Source organism: Celeribacter sp., assembly GCF_048259695.1.
Classification (GTDB): Bacteria; Pseudomonadota; Alphaproteobacteria; order Rhodobacterales; family Rhodobacteraceae; genus Celeribacter.
The window spans coordinates 459,441-476,563 of record NZ_JBLXHL010000002.1 but is presented as its reverse complement, the minus strand read 5'-3'; the positions used below and the strand labels follow the sequence as shown (position 1 = coordinate 476,563).

The following is a 17,123-nucleotide window of genomic DNA, read 5'->3' as shown; positions in this document are numbered from 1 at the left end:
GTTTTGCCGTGGTCAACGTGACCAATCGTGCCAATGTTCACGTGCGGTTTGGAACGTTCAAACTTTGCCTTAGCCATATCGAGGGGCCTCTTAATTTAAAGGGGCCGCATGGACCCGAATTATCATCGCGGGCTAATTATTGGCTATCGAGACAAAAATCAAGCACCAGTTATCAAATGTCACATTCTATTCATGACCATCGATCGTACCCCCCTATTCATGGCCACGGGCAGACAGGCCCCGACACCTACTCGGCGTCCATCGCGGCCTTTTCGGCGGCGGCAGCCTTTTCGGCGGCGGCCAGAGCGGCGGGGTCGGTGTTCGCCGTAAGCAATTCCAACGCCGCAGCCGTATCTTCCTCCTGAGTGGTCTCCGCCCCTTTGGATTCCACCCCGAACCATTCGCCATTCTCCTCGAGCCACCGCTCGATCCGGCGCGCGGCATTGCGGCTGAGAATGTCGATTTGCTCCTCTTTTTTGCGGGTGATCCCGGACCCGACCAAGGTCTGTGCGGAGGTGCCTTCGAAAATTGTCAGGACACGCGGCTCGGCGTTGAGTTTGCCGCCCGCCGCATCATCCCACGCCGTGACCGTAAGGATATAGGCTGACTTCGGCTTGAACAGCAGCGGGATCCCCGGCATGGCGAGCGCATAGGCCTCGACCTTGATCCCGAGGTGATAGAGCTTGCCGCCATCATAACGCCCCAAACGCTCGGCGAGGGCAGCGGTCAGCGAAGTCTGAATCTCCTCAGGCTCGGCATTGCGCGAAAACGCGCCCTTTTGCATCCCCTCGGCCACCACAATGTTATGCCCGAATGCGAAATCGCCAAGCGCCAACATCGGCGTCTCTTCCGTCACCATTTTCGCCTCGCCACAGGCAACGAGTGTGAGGGTGGCGATGACAGCGAAAAATGTGCGGAATAACTTCATGTGAGCCTCTCTTTATGAAAACGTGTTGTCACGCGGGAAGCCATGAGGTGGTTGTTTGCCGACCCCTGCCCGCTTTCCGAGCCATGGCCCGATGTCTTTTTCGGTGCGGGTATTGCCCCCGCCCATCGTCCAGCTCAGCCCCTCCTCGAGCACAAAGGTTGTGAGATCGGACAGGCCACCGTCAAGCTCCAACATGCCCTGTGCGCCACGGGCGTGGACATATTTTTGCAACCGCACACCTTTGCCGCGCCCCATTTCGGGGACCTCGGAAATCGGGAACACAAGGAACCTGCGGTTTTGCGAAATCACCGCCACATGGTCACCTTTGATCCGGTGCGCAACTTTGGCGACTTCGCCGTCCTTGACGTTGAGGACCTGTTTGCCGCTGCGGGTCTGGGCGATGATATCTTTCTCGGCCACAACAAACCCGTTGCCGACGTTGGACGCGACCAGGAGTTTCGCCTCGGGGTCGTGTTTGAGAATATCGACGATATCGACCTCGTTGGGTAAATCGACCATCAACCGCAATGGCTCGCCCATGCCGCGCCCGCCGGGAAGGGTGGCGGCAGAGAGCGTGAAGATGCGCCCGTTGGTCCCCACAATCAACAATCGGTCGGTGGTCTCGGCGTGGAAGGTAAAGCGCGGCCCGTCACCGTCCTTGAATTTCAACTCGCGGGTCAGGTCGATATGGCCGGACATGGCCCTGATCCACCCCATTTGCGAGCATACCACGGTAATCGGCTCGCGCTCGATCATGGCTTCCAGTGGCACATCCTCGACTTCGGCGGCTTCGGCGAATTGCGTCAGGCGCATTCCGCGGGCGTAGTCTTTGCCAAAGGTCTTTTTAATCTCGCGCAGCTCGTCGGAAATCCGCGCCCATTGCACATCCTCGTTGAGGATAAGATCCTCAAGGATCGCGCGTTCGGCCATCAAGGCATCGCGCTCCTTGACCAGTTCGATCTCTTCAAGGCGGCGCAAGCTGCGCAGACGCATGTTGAGAATCGCTTCGGCCTGCACTTCGGTCAACTCGCCCTGACCATCGGCGGCAGGCAGCGGGGACACGTAATCCTTTTCCGTCATGGCACGGGCCACGTCGCGCCCCCATTCCTCGGCCATCAGCGCGGCTTTGGGGTCGTCATCATAGCGGATAATGTCGATCACACGATCAAGGTTGAGGAAGGCAATGATAAAGCCCTCAAGCACCTCAAGGCGGTGATCAATCTTGTCCATGCGGTGCTGGCTTCGGCGGCCAAGGACCTCACGACGGTGGTCGAGCCAAGCGCGCAACACCTCCTTGAGCGAACAGACCTTGGGTGTGCGCCCGTCGATCAGCACGTTCATGTTCATCGAGAACCGCGTTTCCAGATCTGAGTTGCGAAACAGGGTGCTCATCAACACATCCGGATCGACGTTTTTGGATTTGGGCTCCAGAATAACACGGATGTCTTCGGCGCTCTCGTCGCGCACATCGGCAAGGATCGGGACCTTTTTCGTCTGGATCAACTCGGCGAGTTTTTCGATCAGCTTGGATTTGGCAACCTGATAGGGGATCTCGGTGACGACAATCTGCCACAGACCACGGCCGAGGTCCTCGACCTCCCATTTGGCACGCAGCCGGAACGATCCGCGCCCCGTGGCATAGCTTTTTGCCATGCTTTCGGCGGGTTCGACAATGATACCGCCCGTCGGGAAATCCGGCCCCTTGACGTAATTCAACAGCGTCTCGTCGCGCACATCGGGCGTTTTGATCATGTGCAACGAGGCATCGACCAACTCCACAATGTTATGCGGCGGAATGTTGGTGGCCATGCCAACCGCGATTCCGGTAGACCCGTTGGCCAACAGGTTCGGAAAAGCGGCGGGAAGCACGACAGGCTCGGTGAGCGTGCCGTCATAGTTGTCGCGAAAATCGACCGCGTTCTCGTTGAGCCCTTCAAGCAGCGCCTCGGCGGCGGCGGTCATGCGGGCCTCGGTGTAACGCGATGCGGCGGGGTTATCGCCGTCGACGTTGCCAAAGTTCCCCTGACCATGCACGAGCGGATAGCGGACGTTGAAGTCCTGTGCCAAACGCGCCATCGCGTCATAAATCGCCATATCACCATGCGGGTGATAGTTGCCCATCACGTCACCGGAAATTTTTGCCGATTTGCGAAAGCCCCCCGTCGACGACAGGCGCAATTCGCGCATCGCATACAGAATGCGGCGGTGAACGGGTTTCAGGCCGTCTCGCGCATCCGGCAGGGCGCGGTGCATAATAGTGGACAGCGCATAGGTTAAATAGCGCTCGCCGATTGCGCGGCGCAACGGCTCGAATACTTCGCTGCCCTCGGGCGCGGTGTCTGTCAAATCACTGCTCATGGCAATCTGAATACAGGCGACCGGCCGCCCCGACAAGCGGCCCTGTAGCAACACTGTCCACAACAACCTGATTTCACACAGTTGCCGGCGGACATTTCTGCGCTTAAACCATCCGAATCGTATATACTTTAGTTTGTGTAATTGGTGACTGGGGGGTTGCTATGCTACGTTTAACTTTTTGGACCGTGATCGGTCTTTTTTCTGCACTTTATATTTTCGGGGGTGAATTGTCGCCCCAAGAACAGGCGGACGTCGATGCCCGCCGCGCGGATCGCGAGCCGGTTATGGCGATGATCCAAAACGCCTTTACCGACAACAGCAGACGCCAAGGCGCCTATGTCCCTGTGCTCGCGGCACGGACCGGCGCCGCGCCGACGCCCACACATACGCCAGATGTCAAAGTTGCATCCAACGCGCCGATGCAACCCGCACCGGAGGCGGCGATCATCGTGCCCGCGTCATTCGAGCACGAACCCCGTGCGCCCCTCATAGAGACGCCGACCCATGCCACGACCGCGGCCACCGATCCCGAAAAGCTCGCCGCACTGGTCGCCGTTGACCAAGACAGCGCCGACATGGTTTTGCGGGTTGTGACGGCCAAACGGGTCAACGTGCGCTCTGGTCCATCGACCTCCGACGAGGTGCTCGGACAGGTTGTACAGGCCGATATTGTACGGGTTCTGACACCGGCCTCTGCGGGTTGGGTGAAAATCTCCGTCGAGGGCGAAGGCGTCGAAGGCTACATGGCCGCACGGTTTCTTGACGAGATCAGCGACTAAAATACCACCGCACGGGTTTTCACATCGTCACGCATTGAGGTAAGCCTTTTCCGAACCCGGCAAAGGATTTTTTCATGCGCAGTATTTTGATCACGGGATGCTCGACCGGCATCGGACACCACGCGGCGCATGCCCTGCACGCAGACGGGTGGCGCGTTTTCGCGACCTGCCGCAATGAGGCGGATTGTGACCGCTTGCGCGATGAGGGCCTTGAAAGTTTCCGCCTTGATTACGAGGATCCCGCCTCGATCGCGGCGGGGTTTGACGGGGCGATGGTGCGCACGGGCGGCACGCTCGATGCGTTGTTCAACAACGGAGCCTACGCCATCCCCGCCGCCGTCGAAGACCTGCCCGTCGATGCACTCCGCCAGAACTTCGAGGCGAATGTGTTCGGGTGGCACGACCTGACCCGCCGTGTCATTCCCGTCATGCGCGCACAGGGCCACGGCCGGATTGTTCAGTGTTCATCCGTTCTGGGTCTGGTGGCAATGCCGTGGCGCGGGTCCTATAATGCAACCAAATTCGCACTTGAGGGACTGTCCGATACGCTCAGACTGGAAATGCGCGGCACGGGCATTGATGTCGTCACCATTGAACCCGGACCGATTGCCACCGCGTTTCGCCTCAATGCCCGCAAACAGTTCGACAGATGGATTGACTGGGAGGCCTCGGCCCGTGCGGAGGCGTACCGCAAAACCCTCGTGCCGCGCCTGCACAAAGCCGCCGAAACGAGCCCGCCCGACGCGTTCGAACTTGGCACCGAGGCGGTGACAGCAAAGCTCAAACGGGCGCTAACCGCGCGCCGCCCGAGGGCGCATTACTATGTCACCACACCGACCTATGTCGCGGCCCTTGCGCGGCGGTTTTTGCCGCAACGCCTGATCGACGCAATAATGGCAAAGGCATAGCCACAAAATGCCCCCACGGCGTTTCGTGTATGTTGACACCGCACAAAATGCGCTATGTCCCTCTCGACACCACCTGACTTCGCAAAGGACACGCCCATGAGCCCTATGATTTATGTGATCGGCATCGGCTGTATCATCGTTGTGCTGATTTTGGCCCGCGGCATCGCACAAATGGGGCGCGGCGGCATTGAAGGGGCCAAGAAAAGCAACCAGATGATGAAATGGCGGATCATTATGCAATTGATCGTCGTGATCCTCGTCGTCATTTTCGTGGCCCTTGGTGGCAAAGCATAAAGGAGCGCCAACAATGGTTGTACTCAACAAGATTTACACCCGCACGGGCGACAAGGGCGACACCGCATTAGGGGACGGGAGCCGCGTGGCCAAGCATTCCGCGCGGGTCGAGGCCTACGGCACCGTCGATGAATTGAACTCGACCGTCGGATTGGCCCGCCTCCATGCCGGGGGGGATACCGGCGCCGCCTTGTCCCGCATTCAAAACGACCTGTTCGATCTCGGGGCCGACCTGTGCCGTCCGAACATGGCAGGCGACGCCGAGGCCGAATATCCACCGCTGCGCATGATCGCGGCGCAAACCGATCGTCTGGAGGTCGAGATTGACGTCATGAACGCCGACCTCGAACCGCTGCGCTCGTTCATCTTGCCCGGCGGGGCGCCATTGGCCGCGCACCTGCACCTGTGTCGCACCGTGTCGCGCCGCGCCGAGCGTCTGGCCGTGGAACTGGCCACGACCGAAGACGTCAACACCGCCGCCGTGACCTATCTCAACCGCCTGTCGGACTGGTTTTTTGTTGCGGCACGCATGGCCAACAACGGTGGTCAGGATGACGTGCTCTGGGTGCCTGGTGCCAACCGATAAGACGGCTGTTCTTGATGTGAGCGCTATCGCTACGTCACTTTTTCGCCGAACGTCACGTCTTTGGGACAGTGTGCGACGTTTTGGGGGTGTTTTCTGCACCCGCGAACGCGTAATAAAGTTGCTGAAATGACAATCTCCACGACACTCGTGGAGAATCTAAGGGAGTTTACGCAGATGAAGGTGATTGTACCTGTCAAACGCGTGATCGACTACAACGTGAAGGTCAAAGTTAAGGCCGATGGCACGGGTGTCGATCTCGCCAACGTCAAAATGTCCATGAACCCGTTCGATGAAATTGCCGTCGAAGAGGCGATCCGTTTGAAAGAAGCGGGTATCGTCGAGGAAGTGGTCATCGTCTCCATCGGCGAGAAGAAATCCACGGACACGATCCGCAATGCGCTCGCCATGGGTGCGGACCGCGGCATTCTCGTGACCGATGACAACGGCGTCGACATCGAACCGCTCGCCGTTGCCAAAATCCTTGCCAAAATCGTTGCGGACGAGGCACCACAACTGGTGATCCTGGGCAAACAGGCAATCGACAATGACATGAACGCAACGGGTCAGATGCTTGCCGCATTGCTCGGTTGGGGTCAGGCAACGTTTGCCTCCGAGGTCAAGGTCGAGGACGGCAAAGCCATCGTCACGCGCGAAGTGGACGGCGGTCTTCAAACCATTTCCGTCAACCTGCCCGCGATTGTGACCACGGACCTGCGCCTCAATGAGCCGCGCTACGCGTCCCTGCCCAACATCATGAAGGCCAAGAAAAAGCCGCTCGACGAGAAAGCCGCCGCCGACTACGGCGTCGACACCGCACCACGCCTCACGGTGGTCTCCACCGAGGAGCCCGCAACCCGTCAGGCCGGTATCATGGTTGGCTCGGTTGACGAGCTTGTCGCGAAACTCAAAGAGGGGGGCCTTATCTGATGTCCGTACTTCTTCTTGCTGAACTTTCGGGCGGCGAATTGTCCGTCGACGCCACGGCAAAAGCCGTCTCTGCCGCCAGCAAACTGGGCGATGTGACGGTACTGGTCTGTGGCCCACAGGCCGCCGCTGACGCCGCCGCGAAAATCACCGGCGTGTCTAAAGTGCTGTGCGCCGACGATGCCGCCTACGCCAATGGTCTGGCCGAGAATATCGCCGATCTGATCGTCTCTTTGGCTTCCGGCACGACACACATTGTGGCCCCTGCGACCACCACCGGCAAAAACGTCTTGCCCCGCGTTGCGGCTTTGCTCGACGTCATGGTGATCTCCGATGTCATCGCGGTTGTCGACGCCGACACGTTCAAACGTCCCGTCTATGCGGGTAACGCGATCCAGACCGTGAAATCGGGCGATCCCGTCAAGGTTGTCTCGTTCCGCACCTCGACCTTTGACGCGGCGGGCGAAGGTGGCTCGGCAGCTGTCGAGGCCACATCCGGCGCGGGCGACAAAGGTCTGTCGGCCTTCGTTGAAGATAAGGTGGCGGTCAATGATCGCCCCGAACTGACATCGGCAAAGGTCGTTGTGTCCGGTGGTCGTGGTGTTGGCTCCGAGGAAGATTTCGCGATCATTTCCGCACTGGCCGACAAACTGGGCGCCGCCGTTGGCGCATCCCGTGCCGCCGTCGATAGCGGGTTTGCTCCGAACGATTGGCAAGTGGGCCAGACCGGTAAGGTCGTCGCCCCCGAGCTTTACATCGCGGTTGGCATCTCGGGGGCGATTCAGCACCTCGCAGGGATGAAAGACTCCAAGGTCATCGTCGCGATCAACAAAGACGAAGAGGCCCCCATTTTCCAAGTGGCCGACTTTGGCCTTGTCGCCGACCTGTTCGACGCTGTGCCGGAGCTCACCGGCAAACTTTGAAACGGATCAGTTGAACGACACAAAGGCCCGCCAAACCGGCGGGCCTTTTTCAATGAAGACCCCACCCATAACAGGCAAGGCCGTCACCCGTTCTATTTCCGGATCCCGCTCAACGCGGCCTGAAGCTCGGTCGCGGCACGCGCATGAACCATAGGGCCAAGCATTTCCTTGGCAACAGGCGCATCCAGATCAGGGTAGGACATCAAATCGTAGCCCTGTCTGATTTCCTCGGGCGTGCCGACGATCTCGACGATATCTTTGACCAAGGGGCGGATTTCCTCGATCATGCTACGGTCCACGAACAATGGATCACTTTGAATAACGTTGGTCGCGACCGCGTCATCCGGCGTATGGTCGGACATCCACAACAGGACCACATGACCGGGAATACGCTGCACCATCGTGCGCATACGGGCCACCCATGCGTCTTTGAGTTCCTGACGCACCATGGCAAATTTCTCTACCGATGCGGTTTCAAGAGCACTCAAAAGGTGACGCGTGAAATTAAAATCGGTGAAATCAATCTCGCGGTAGATCGTTTTGAGCAGGGTCGATGCGCGCAAAAACCGGTCGTTACGGCGCGGATGCACCGCATAAAAGCGGTTCGACATGTTTTGTGCGCCCGAAATCTGTAGCACCGTCACTTTTGAATGTTCACAAAGGTCCATGACGGTCTCGTCATTGAGGAACACATCCGTTCCGGCATTGACGCAGCCAAGGTTCACGGTCGTTATTTCCGCCCCTGTACTTACGAGGTCACAAAACGGCGTCTCGACATATTTGCCATAGGTCTCGGTCCCGCCGAGAAACGCAATGTAGTCGTCACGCAGGTCTTTTTGTGGACCACGAAACAGCAGTTTTGATTTGCCATAACGGCACGGAAAATAATTGAGAGCCCCCTCTGAGGGATATTGATAAGCCATTTAACCACCCACTGGTTTGTATTTCACCCACCTCAGAGATTCGCAGATACAAGTTGCGATTTTGCTAAAGTCACAATTCATGCAAAATTTTCACGGATGCTTGCCAACGGACGCCCTTGCACCACGTTCATGGCAAAGCGTAAGGTTCGCAAAACCAAACAAGGAGTTCGATGCAATGAGCATTTCCACAGTAGGCATCGTTGGCGCGGGTCAAATGGGCAACGGCATTGCCCATGTCTTTGCACTTGCGGGCTACGATGTCGTGCTCAATGACATTTCCGCCGAAGCACTCGAAAAATCCGTGGCGGTGATCTCTAAAAACCTCGACCGCCAAGTGAGCCGGGAGAAAATTACCGCCGCCGAAAAAGACGCGGCGATGGCGCGGATCAAAACCACGCAAACGCTTGAGGACCTTGGCATAACCGATCTGGTGATCGAGGCCGCCACCGAGCGTGAAGACGTGAAGAACGCGATCTTTGCGCAGCTTTTGCCGCACCTGCAAGAGCACACGATCCTGACGTCGAACACCTCGTCGATCTCGATCACCCGCCTCGCCTCGCGCACGGACCGGCCCGAGAAATTCATGGGCTTTCACTTTATGAACCCCGTGCCGATCATGCAGCTTGTCGAGCTGATCCGCGGGATTGCTACGGACGAGCAGACCTATCAATTGCTGTTAGAGGTGGTTGAACGCCTCGGAAAAACCGCCGCAAGCGCCGAAGATTTTCCCGCCTTCATCGTCAACCGGATCTTGATGCCGATGATAAACGAGGCCGTCTATACGCTCTATGAGGGCGTGGGCTCGGTCAAATCCATTGATGAGTCGATGAAACTGGGCGCGAACCACCCGATGGGGCCGCTCGAACTTGCCGACTTTATCGGGCTCGACACCTGTCTGGCGATCATGAACGTGCTGCACGATGGTTTGGCCGACACCAAATACCGCCCCTGCCCGCTTTTGACCAAATATGTCGAGGCAGGGTGGCTTGGCCGCAAAACGCAGCGCGGGTTTTATGATTATCGGGGCGAGGTTCCCGTTCCGACCCGCTGACCCGATACAGGCGCGCGGCCAGAGGGTTTAGTCGGTGCGACCGCCAAGGGCGAGCGTATGGCTGCGCAGCCAGTTCATGAAACCGCGCGGGTTTGCTTTCCATTCAGCAAGGTCATCTGCCCGAATCGGATCGCCAATAATCGGCGATTGCGGCTTGTTCATCGAGCGCGCGATTTCATGGAGCAAAAGACCCTGACGGAGCGTCGCAGAGATTTTGTCCGCGATCTGATAGAGCCGCGTATTGCGCCCCGGAAAATAGATAGGCAGGACAGTGGCGCCCGATTTCAGAATCATCTTGGCGGTAAACGGGTTCCACTCTTTTTCAATCACAGGGCCGAACAGGGTTTTTGACGCGGAAACGGCACCGGCGGGAAAGAGCACAATCACACCCCCCGCTTTCAATTGATCCATCGCCTCGTTGCGCATGGTGATGGATTTGCGGTGACTGTCATGCTCGTGCGGGAACGGCACGGGCAACATGAACGGATCGATTTCGGGAATGCCTGTCAAAAGCGACCGTGTGAGAATTTTGTAGTCCGTGCGCACGCGGCCGATCAACTCGGCCATGACCAACCCATCCGTTAACCCATGCGGGTGGTTTGCCACCACAACAAGCGGACCAGTGGCGGGGATTTTCAGCGTTTGCGCATCCGATGTCGTGACGGCGATATTCATCACCTTCAACGTCTGGGTGAAAAATCCGTGTCCCTGCGGCGCACCCAGTTTTTCGAACCGGCGAATACGGCGCAGCAACGGCAATTTGCCCGTCACCCATTCAATCGTCCGGATGATGATGATTTTGGACGGGTCGGAAAAGGTGTTGGCGTATGACAGGCGGCGCGCATCATAAGGGACAAAATCGGGATCGCCCGCCTTTGCCACATCGTCCACGGCGTTCTGCTCGGTCATGTCATCCTCTAATCCGTGCGGCGAGGTCACATGCCTTCGCCAAAACGGTCCTTGATCAATGCTTCGAGGGCGTCAGCAAGCGCGCTTGCCTGCGGGCCACTCGTCGTCACCTCAATAGTGGTTCCCTTTGAAGCTGCCAACATCAAAAGCCCCATGATGCTGTCGCCGCCTGTGGACATGCCGTCCTTGCTCACTTCGGCGCAGGCATCGAACTCTTCGACAACTTCAACGAATTTTGCGGAGGCCCGCGCGTGCAGGCCTTTTACGTTAATAATCTCATGAGTACGCGAAACTGACGACATCTAAATCCTAAATTCCTATTCGGCCCTACCGCCCTGCAACATCGAAACTGTCGATATATTTGCGGCCGGCCGCGAGGGCATTGGCCACGGCATCGTCCACCGATTTGTGGCGCGATTTGGCCAGTTTGATCAGCATGGGCAGGTTGGCCCCGTAAATGATTTTGCGGTCGTTGCGGTGACAGGCCAACAGCGACAAATTGGACGGGCTCCCCCCGAACATATCCGTGACAACCACGACACCGCTTCCGGTGTCCACGGCATCGGCAGCAACACAGATCTCTTGCTGTTTGCTGGACCGGTCATGGTCGGGTGCGATTGCGATCGCCTCAATACCCGACTGCCTGCCGACGACATGCTCGACGGCAGACAGGTATTCCTTGGCCAAACCACCATGTGCGACGATGACAATTCCGATCACGCCGACGACCCCGACTGCTTCACAGGCGCGGTATAATCGCGCCGTTCCATTTCACGATGCCTAACTGACACCCGCGAACCATGTTCCGCAAGGGCCTGTGACAAGTTTTCCGCAAGAGTGACGGAGCGATGTTGCCCGCCAGTACATCCAAACGCAATGGACAGGTGCCGTTTGCCCTCTTCTTCGTAGGCGGGCAAGAGCAATTCGATAAGGTCGCAGATCTTTGCGAAAAAGGCCGCATAGCGTGGATCGGCCTCGACATAGGCCCGCACGGGTGCGTCCATCCCGTTCATGCCACGCAAGGACGCATCCCAGTAGGGGTTTGCAAGAAACCGCACATCGAACACCATATCCACACCGCGCGGCATGCCACGTTTGTATGAAAATGACTGTACGGAAATGGCCATCTTTGCCTTGTCATCTGCGGCGAACCACCGCTCGATCTCATCGCGCAGCTGATGGGGGGTTAAATCGGACGTCTCGATCAGAATATCTGCACGCGTCCGGATCGGCGACAACAGATCTTTTTCCCGCAGGACCCCGATCAGCGCCGTCTCGGCGGGGGCCAACGGGTGGCGGCGGCGGGTTTCGGAATACCGTCGCACGAGGGCATCCTCCGAGGCGTCGAGATAGAGCAAGTCTACGGTATGGGCGGCGCTACCGGACAGGCCATCGATCACGTCGATCATGCCCGCAATAGAAAAGTCACGGTTGCGCACGTCAATACCGAGCGCGAGCGGGCGGCTTGTGGCCCCCGCCTCCAACAAACGCGGCACAATCGACAGGGGGAGATTGTCGATTGTCTCGTATCCGAGATCTTCGAGAACATTGATCGCCGTGGAACGCCCCGCGCCGGACGGGCCGGTCACCAGAACCACGCGGTGACGCGCCGCAGCGGTGCTTTGAGACAGGGCATCTTGTGTCACGCGATACGGCCTCCTTTGAGCCATTGAATCAAAGCGGGGGCGAACTGTGGCCCGTCCACCTTGTACAGCAGGGGAATCGAAACACCGATTACGCTCTGTTTTCGCAAGAGAGGCAAGCGGTCCTCTTCACATTGTGACAGATCGACAACGACACGGACCTGGCACTGGTCAAATGTATCGGCCGCGAGAATACCCATGCCGCGCGCCTCGATCTGGCCCTTGATGGTAGAGGGTGCGGTTGCGACAAGCGTGCCATGCGCGGCGTCCACCCGCAGACAGGTTTGGTCATCCGAGACCAAGGTGGCCCCCAAGGCCATAAGAGCCAGAGCGAGCGTGGATTTTCCGCTGCCCGAAGGTCCAGTGATCAATACACCTGCCGAGGGCGAAAGGGCGACACAACTGGCGTGATAGATCCCGCGAGGTGCAGCAGGTATGGACGATGCACCCGCCCCGCTCACACTGGCAGACCCACCACAAAACGTGCGCCAAGCGGTTCGGACGTAATATCGGCATCGGTGGGACGAATGTTTTCGGCCCAGATCACACCGCCATGCGCCTCGACGATCTGTTTGGAAATCGCCAGACCAAGACCGGAGTTGTTGCCGAACTGGCCCTCGGGGCGCTCCGAATAGAACCGTTTGAATATTTTGGACAGCGCCTGATCGGGGATGCCCGGTCCGGTGTCTTCGACAACAACCAACACACGGCTGTCGCGTTTACGGACCCAGACACGAATGGCATCGCCATCCTCGCAAAAGGAAATCGCGTTGGTGATAAGGTTGACGAACACTTGCGCCAAACGCGCCTCAAGCCCCGCAACGATGATCGGTTCGTCAGGCAGGTCGGCAATGAAATCGACGCCTTTTTCCTGTGCATCCTGCCCCAGAAACTCGGCCAGATTGGACAGCATTTTGAGCAGGTTGAACTCTTCCTCTTCCTCTTTCACCAATTCGCTATCAAGGCGCGAAGCATTGGAGATGTCGGAAACAAGACGGTCGAGGCGGCGCACATCATGTTCGATCACGTCGAGCAATTTGGTGCGATGCTCCTCTTTTTTCACCATCCGCAAGGAACCCACGGCGGAGCGCAGGGAGGCGAGCGGGTTTTTGATCTCATGGGCCACATCGGCGGCAAATTGTTCGTTTGCATCAATGCGGTCGTAGAGCGCCGACACCATGCCGCGCAGGGCGCTCGACAGGCGACCGATTTCGTCGGGGCGCCCCGACAGATCGGGAATGCGGACCCGTCCGGGGGAAACCTTGCGGCTGTTTTTGTCACGCCCCACTTCGGCAGCGGCAGCCAGATCGGCAAGCGGATTGGCGATGGTCGAGGCGAGTACGAGGCTCAAGCCGATGGAGACCAGAATAGCGATGATAAAAACCTGAAGAATCTGCTCGCGCTCGACGCGAACCAGTTCGTCAATCTCACCCTCGGCCGAAACCAGACCGACAACACCAACGGTCTGCACCCCTGACGCGCCCCGCAAGGTAACGGGGGCCGCCACGGCGAACACGGTCGATCCGGTGTTGGTATAGCCGGTATCCACACCGATTTGATTGGCCAATGCGCCCTGAATCAAAGGGGCAACATGCGCGGAATCATCATGCGCAGGATTGCTGTCATTGTTGGCATTTCCCGACGAAAAGGTCATCGCGGTCCAGACCCTGTTCAGGAAATCGGAGATGACCGTCGGGCGGCCATCATTGATATAACCCGCAACGCTCGACGGGCTCAGGCGCGGCTTGCCAATGGTTGAGGCCACCAATGTGCCATCCGCCCCATACAGGAACACGTTTTCGCGCAACGGGATTTCGAGAACCGCCAGCACGGCCTCATCCTCGGCCGTGATTTCCAACATGCCATCGGCGGTGGCCTCAAGCATGTCGGCAATCAAAGCGGCCTCTGTCACCATTGCGATTTCCCGCTGCGTGACGAGGCTGTCGCGAAAGGGGTTGAGATAGAGAATCCCCGCCACCATCAAAATGATCGCGACGAGGTTGAACGTGATGATTTTTTGCGCCAACGGCGAGCGGTTGACCGCGACGAATTTCCGCCGCGACCGCTTTTCACGCAAATCTACGTCGGACGTCTTTGGCGCAACCCAATCGTCACCAAGGACAACATCTGTGTCCTTGGCGGCTTTACGGGAACCATCAGCATGGGAGGAGATTGACATTACTGCCCCTTATTCCTCGTTGTAGCGATAGCCAATGCCATAAAGCGTCTCGATTGCGGAGAAATCGGAATCAACCGTCCGCATTTTTTTGCGCAGACGCTTGATGTGGCTGTCGATGGTGCGGTCGTCCACGTAGACCTGATCGTCATAGGCCACGTCCATCAACTGATCGCGGGATTTCACAAAACCGGGACGTTGGGCCAAGGCCTGCAACAACAAGAACTCGGTGACGGTCAACGTCACATCCATGCCTTTCCACCGCACCGCGTGGCGCAACGGGTCCATCAACAACTCGCCGCGCTCCATCAGCTTGGTCTCTTCGGTCTCTGCGACCTCAACACCGTCAAGCGCCTCCTGACGGCGCAAAAGCGCGCGGATGCGCTCCACAAGCAAACGTTGCGAAAACGGCTTTTTCACATAATCGTCCGCGCCCATGCGCAGCCCGAGCACCTCGTCGATCTCGTCGTCTTTCGACGTCAGAAAGATGACAGGCATATTGGTTTTCTGGCGCACGCGCTGTAACAGGTCCATCCCGTCCATGCGCGGCATCTTGATGTCGAACACAGCCATATCGGGTAGCTTTTTGTTAAAAGCGTCGAGTGCGGATTGTCCGTCGTTATAGGTTTCCACCTCGAACCCTTCGGCTTCGAGCGTCATGGAGACGGAGGTGAGGATATTCCGGTCATCATCGACCAAGGCGATCCGAGACATGTTCGGTTTCCTTCAGCTGCTCAATAGTTTCATTTTTGCTTTTTCGTTTTGTCAGACATATTCGTCCAGACACTTTTCCAAATCAAGCGAAACCGCGAATCACTCCGCGGATGGACTCATTGAAAAGCTAAAAAATTCAATGTTTGACTAATATGCCTCACTTATTTCGTCATTTGGCCGTTTTCCCTCGTGGAGTTTTGCAAATGCGGTGGCTGTTTGCGCTAACTCGAAAAAGTTTGCGCTAACCCGAATATGGTTGCGCTAACTTTGACTTGGCTCCTGTTTACGCAGATTTTTGGCGTGCTATAGCCTACCTATCTGCCCGCTCAGGCAGATCGCGAAAGGCCCTTCGCGGCATGAATGAAAACTATGACGCCCACTTTTGAGTGCGGCGGGGAGCTTGAACAATGGCAACTGGACGCGTGAACCCAGACTTCACATTGGATACCCAAGGGATCAGTGATCTCGGCAATGTCTATTACAACCTTCTTGAACCCGCCCTCATCGAACAGGCGCTCAAGCGGGGCGAAGGAACGCTTGGCAAAGGTGGCGCACTCTACGTCACCACAGGCGAGCACACTGGTCGCTCCCCCAACGACAAATATGTCGTGCGCACCCCAAGCGTCGAAGACTCCGTCTGGTGGGAAAACAACCAACCGATGGATGCAGACAAATTCGACGTGCTTTACGCCGATATGGTCGAGCACATGAAGGGGGGCGACTACTTCGTCGAGGACCTGTTTGGCGGCGCCGATGCCGCGCACCGTCTGGACGTGCGGATGGTGACCGAGCTTGCATGGCATGCCTTGTTCAACCGGACGATGTTGCGTCGTCCCGCACTCACCGAGCTTGACCACTTCGAGGCCGATTACACAGTTATCAACTGCCCGAGCTTCAAGGCCGATCCCGCGAAACACGGCTGTCGCTCCGGCACGGTGATTGCGCTCAACTTTGACCGCAAACTCATCCTTGTGGGCGGCACCTCCTATGCGGGCGAGAACAAGAAAGGCGTGTTTACGCTTCTCAACTACATCCTGCCCGGCAAGGGCGTCATGGCGATGCACTGTTCCGCCAACCACGCCCCCGGCAACCCGGTCGACACCGCCATTTTCTTTGGCCTGTCCGGCACCGGCAAAACCACATTGTCCGCCGACCCGAGCCGCGTGCTGATCGGTGACGACGAACACGGGTGGTCCGAGCGCGGCACCTTTAACTTCGAGGGTGGGTGCTACGCCAAAACCATCGATCTCTCCGCCGAGGCCGAGCCCGAAATTTATGCAACCACGTCCAAGTTCGGCACCGTGGTCGAGAACATGGTGTTCGACGCGCATACCAAAGAACTCGATTTCGAAGATGACAGCCTGACCGCAAACATGCGCTGCGCCTATCCGCTGCACTACATCTCGAACGCGTCGGAAACGGCCCTTGGCGGCCATCCGAAAAACATCATCATGCTGACCTGTGATGCCTTTGGCGTTTTACCTCCCATTGCGCGGCTGTCGCCGGCACAAGCAATGTACCACTTCCTGTCCGGCTTCACCTCCAAGGTCGCAGGGACGGAGAAAGGGATCACCGAACCCGTTCCGACATTCTCCACCTGCTTTGGCGCGCCCTTTATGCCGCGCCGCCCCGAGGCCTACGGCAACCTGCTGCGCGACAAGATCGCAAAACATGGCGCAACCTGTTGGTTGGTGAACACCGGTTGGACCGGCGGGGCCTACGGTGTCGGGTCGCGGATGCCGATCAAAGCCACACGCAACCTGCTGCACTCTGCCCTCGACGGTTCACTTTCGGGTGTGGAATTCCGCAAAGACGACAACTTCGGCTTCGAAGTGCCTGTCTCGGTGCCGGGTGTTGCCGATATCCTGCTCGATCCGCGCCGCACATGGGCCGACAAAGAGGGCTATGACGCCCAAGCCGAAAAACTGGCCTCTATGTTTGCCGAGAACTTCGTGCAGTACCTCGACTACATCGACGACGACGTAAAAGCCGCCGCAATCGGCTAAG

18 protein-coding genes are annotated in these 17,123 nt (G+C 58.0%); 8 read left to right on the top strand and 10 right to left on the bottom strand.

The window, feature by feature from the left end; all coding sequences use genetic code 11:
* Positions 1 to 247 precede the first annotated feature (247 nt).
* A complete protein-coding gene (locus ACN0Q0_RS05875) occupies positions 248 to 928 on the bottom strand; it encodes a hypothetical protein (protein ID WP_417242443.1) in 681 nt (226 codons plus the stop codon).
* A 12-nt stretch (positions 929 to 940) separates the two neighbouring features.
* Positions 941 to 3,286, bottom strand: a complete 2,346-nt coding sequence (locus tag ACN0Q0_RS05870) for a DNA topoisomerase IV subunit A (RefSeq protein ID WP_417242442.1) — start codon at positions 3,284 to 3,286, stop codon at positions 941 to 943.
* 161 nt (positions 3,287 to 3,447) lie between these two features.
* Between ACN0Q0_RS05870 and ACN0Q0_RS05865 the strand changes: the two genes are divergently transcribed.
* From ACN0Q0_RS05865 to ACN0Q0_RS05840, 6 genes are all read left to right on the top strand, one after another.
* Complete coding sequence (locus ACN0Q0_RS05865) at positions 3,448 to 4,065, top strand: SH3 domain-containing protein (RefSeq protein ID WP_417242441.1); 618 nt, start codon at positions 3,448 to 3,450, stop codon at positions 4,063 to 4,065.
* A 74-nt stretch (positions 4,066 to 4,139) separates the two neighbouring features.
* Positions 4,140 to 4,973, top strand: a complete 834-nt coding sequence (locus ACN0Q0_RS05860) for an SDR family oxidoreductase (protein ID WP_417242440.1) — start codon at positions 4,140 to 4,142, stop codon at positions 4,971 to 4,973.
* 96 nt (positions 4,974 to 5,069) lie between these two features.
* Entirely contained in the window at positions 5,070 to 5,267 is a 198-nt protein-coding gene (locus tag ACN0Q0_RS05855) for a twin transmembrane helix small protein (RefSeq protein WP_417242439.1), read from the top strand.
* Between the two features lie 13 nt (positions 5,268 to 5,280).
* Positions 5,281 to 5,853, top strand: coding sequence for a cob(I)yrinic acid a,c-diamide adenosyltransferase (locus ACN0Q0_RS05850; RefSeq protein WP_417242438.1), 573 nt, complete (start codon positions 5,281 to 5,283; stop codon positions 5,851 to 5,853).
* 174 nt (positions 5,854 to 6,027) lie between these two features.
* Positions 6,028 to 6,780, top strand: coding sequence for an electron transfer flavoprotein subunit beta/FixA family protein (locus ACN0Q0_RS05845; protein WP_417242437.1), 753 nt, complete (start codon positions 6,028 to 6,030; stop codon positions 6,778 to 6,780).
* Complete coding sequence (locus ACN0Q0_RS05840) at positions 6,780 to 7,700, top strand: electron transfer flavoprotein subunit alpha/FixB family protein (protein WP_417242436.1); 921 nt, start codon at positions 6,780 to 6,782, stop codon at positions 7,698 to 7,700. Before ACN0Q0_RS05845 ends, ACN0Q0_RS05840 begins: the two co-directional genes overlap by 1 nt.
* A gap of 92 nt (positions 7,701 to 7,792) precedes the next feature.
* On the opposite strand, the gene ACN0Q0_RS05835 is transcribed toward ACN0Q0_RS05840, so the two are convergent.
* Positions 7,793 to 8,623 (bottom strand): DUF6473 family protein, encoded by an 831-nt coding sequence (locus tag ACN0Q0_RS05835; RefSeq protein ID WP_417242435.1) that lies wholly within the window; start codon positions 8,621 to 8,623, stop codon positions 7,793 to 7,795.
* Positions 8,624 to 8,798: 175 nt separating this feature from the next.
* Here ACN0Q0_RS05835 and ACN0Q0_RS05830 point away from each other — a divergent pair, with 175 nt between their 5' ends.
* Positions 8,799 to 9,674 carry a 3-hydroxybutyryl-CoA dehydrogenase gene (locus ACN0Q0_RS05830; protein WP_417242434.1) on the top strand — a complete coding sequence of 292 codons (876 nt, stop codon included), beginning with the start codon at positions 8,799 to 8,801 and terminating at the stop codon, positions 9,672 to 9,674.
* A gap of 27 nt (positions 9,675 to 9,701) precedes the next feature.
* Here the strand turns inward: ACN0Q0_RS05830 and ACN0Q0_RS05825 are convergent, their stop codons facing one another.
* Genes ACN0Q0_RS05825 through ACN0Q0_RS05795 form a run of 7 tightly spaced genes read right to left on the bottom strand, consistent with a single transcriptional unit; the run spans position 9,702 to position 15,116 of the window.
* Positions 9,702 to 10,583, bottom strand: a complete 882-nt coding sequence (locus tag ACN0Q0_RS05825) for a lysophospholipid acyltransferase family protein (protein ID WP_417242433.1) — start codon at positions 10,581 to 10,583, stop codon at positions 9,702 to 9,704.
* A 26-nt stretch (positions 10,584 to 10,609) separates the two neighbouring features.
* Positions 10,610 to 10,885: an HPr family phosphocarrier protein gene (locus tag ACN0Q0_RS05820; protein WP_417242432.1), complete on the bottom strand. Its 276-nt coding sequence runs from the start codon at positions 10,883 to 10,885 to the stop codon at positions 10,610 to 10,612.
* A gap of 25 nt (positions 10,886 to 10,910) precedes the next feature.
* Positions 10,911 to 11,303: a PTS sugar transporter subunit IIA gene (locus ACN0Q0_RS05815; protein WP_417242431.1), complete on the bottom strand. Its 393-nt coding sequence runs from the start codon at positions 11,301 to 11,303 to the stop codon at positions 10,911 to 10,913.
* On the bottom strand, positions 11,300 to 12,253 hold the full coding sequence (gene rapZ / locus ACN0Q0_RS05810) for an RNase adapter RapZ (protein ID WP_417242430.1): 954 nt from the start codon (positions 12,251 to 12,253) through the stop codon (positions 11,300 to 11,302). The genes ACN0Q0_RS05815 and rapZ overlap by 4 nt, the downstream gene beginning before the upstream one ends.
* Positions 12,226 to 12,687, bottom strand: coding sequence for an HPr kinase/phosphorylase (locus ACN0Q0_RS05805; RefSeq protein ID WP_417242429.1), 462 nt, complete (start codon positions 12,685 to 12,687; stop codon positions 12,226 to 12,228). Before ACN0Q0_RS05805 ends, rapZ begins: the two co-directional genes overlap by 28 nt.
* Complete coding sequence (locus tag ACN0Q0_RS05800; RefSeq protein WP_417242428.1) at positions 12,684 to 14,405, bottom strand: sensor histidine kinase; 1,722 nt, start codon at positions 14,403 to 14,405, stop codon at positions 12,684 to 12,686. The genes ACN0Q0_RS05805 and ACN0Q0_RS05800 overlap by 4 nt, the downstream gene beginning before the upstream one ends.
* Before the next feature lie 9 nt (positions 14,406 to 14,414).
* On the bottom strand, positions 14,415 to 15,116 hold the full coding sequence (locus ACN0Q0_RS05795) for a response regulator transcription factor (protein WP_417242427.1): 702 nt from the start codon (positions 15,114 to 15,116) through the stop codon (positions 14,415 to 14,417).
* A gap of 407 nt (positions 15,117 to 15,523) precedes the next feature.
* On the opposite strand from ACN0Q0_RS05795, the gene ACN0Q0_RS05790 reads away from it, so the two are divergent.
* Entirely contained in the window at positions 15,524 to 17,122 is a 1,599-nt protein-coding gene (locus tag ACN0Q0_RS05790) for a phosphoenolpyruvate carboxykinase (protein ID WP_417242426.1), read from the top strand.
* The last annotated feature ends 1 nt before the right edge of the window (position 17,123 follow it).

What these genes read in the sequence shown, in the direction of transcription:
- ACN0Q0_RS05875 (WP_417242443.1), bottom strand. Translation starts at nt 928, where the DNA reads ATGAAGTTATTCCGCACATTTTTCGCTGTCATCGCCACCCTCACACTC.
- ACN0Q0_RS05870 (WP_417242442.1), bottom strand. Translation starts at nt 3,286, where the DNA reads ATGAGCAGTGATTTGACAGACACCGCGCCCGAGGGCAGCGAAGTATTC.
- ACN0Q0_RS05865 (WP_417242441.1), top strand. Translation starts at nt 3,448, where the DNA reads ATGCTACGTTTAACTTTTTGGACCGTGATCGGTCTTTTTTCTGCACTT.
- ACN0Q0_RS05860 (WP_417242440.1), top strand. Translation starts at nt 4,140, where the DNA reads ATGCGCAGTATTTTGATCACGGGATGCTCGACCGGCATCGGACACCAC.
- ACN0Q0_RS05855 (WP_417242439.1), top strand. Translation starts at nt 5,070, where the DNA reads ATGAGCCCTATGATTTATGTGATCGGCATCGGCTGTATCATCGTTGTG.
- ACN0Q0_RS05850 (WP_417242438.1), top strand. Translation starts at nt 5,281, where the DNA reads ATGGTTGTACTCAACAAGATTTACACCCGCACGGGCGACAAGGGCGAC.
- ACN0Q0_RS05845 (WP_417242437.1), top strand. Translation starts at nt 6,028, where the DNA reads ATGAAGGTGATTGTACCTGTCAAACGCGTGATCGACTACAACGTGAAG.
- ACN0Q0_RS05840 (WP_417242436.1), top strand. Translation starts at nt 6,780, where the DNA reads ATGTCCGTACTTCTTCTTGCTGAACTTTCGGGCGGCGAATTGTCCGTC.
- ACN0Q0_RS05835 (WP_417242435.1), bottom strand. Translation starts at nt 8,623, where the DNA reads ATGGCTTATCAATATCCCTCAGAGGGGGCTCTCAATTATTTTCCGTGC.
- ACN0Q0_RS05830 (WP_417242434.1), top strand. Translation starts at nt 8,799, where the DNA reads ATGAGCATTTCCACAGTAGGCATCGTTGGCGCGGGTCAAATGGGCAAC.
- ACN0Q0_RS05825 (WP_417242433.1), bottom strand. Translation starts at nt 10,583, where the DNA reads ATGACCGAGCAGAACGCCGTGGACGATGTGGCAAAGGCGGGCGATCCC.
- ACN0Q0_RS05820 (WP_417242432.1), bottom strand. Translation starts at nt 10,885, where the DNA reads ATGTCGTCAGTTTCGCGTACTCATGAGATTATTAACGTAAAAGGCCTG.
- rapZ (WP_417242430.1), bottom strand. Translation starts at nt 12,253, where the DNA reads ATGGCTCAAAGGAGGCCGTATCGCGTGACACAAGATGCCCTGTCTCAA.
- ACN0Q0_RS05800 (WP_417242428.1), bottom strand. Translation starts at nt 14,405, where the DNA reads ATGTCAATCTCCTCCCATGCTGATGGTTCCCGTAAAGCCGCCAAGGAC.
- ACN0Q0_RS05795 (WP_417242427.1), bottom strand. Translation starts at nt 15,116, where the DNA reads ATGTCTCGGATCGCCTTGGTCGATGATGACCGGAATATCCTCACCTCC.
- ACN0Q0_RS05790 (WP_417242426.1), top strand. Translation starts at nt 15,524, where the DNA reads ATGGCAACTGGACGCGTGAACCCAGACTTCACATTGGATACCCAAGGG.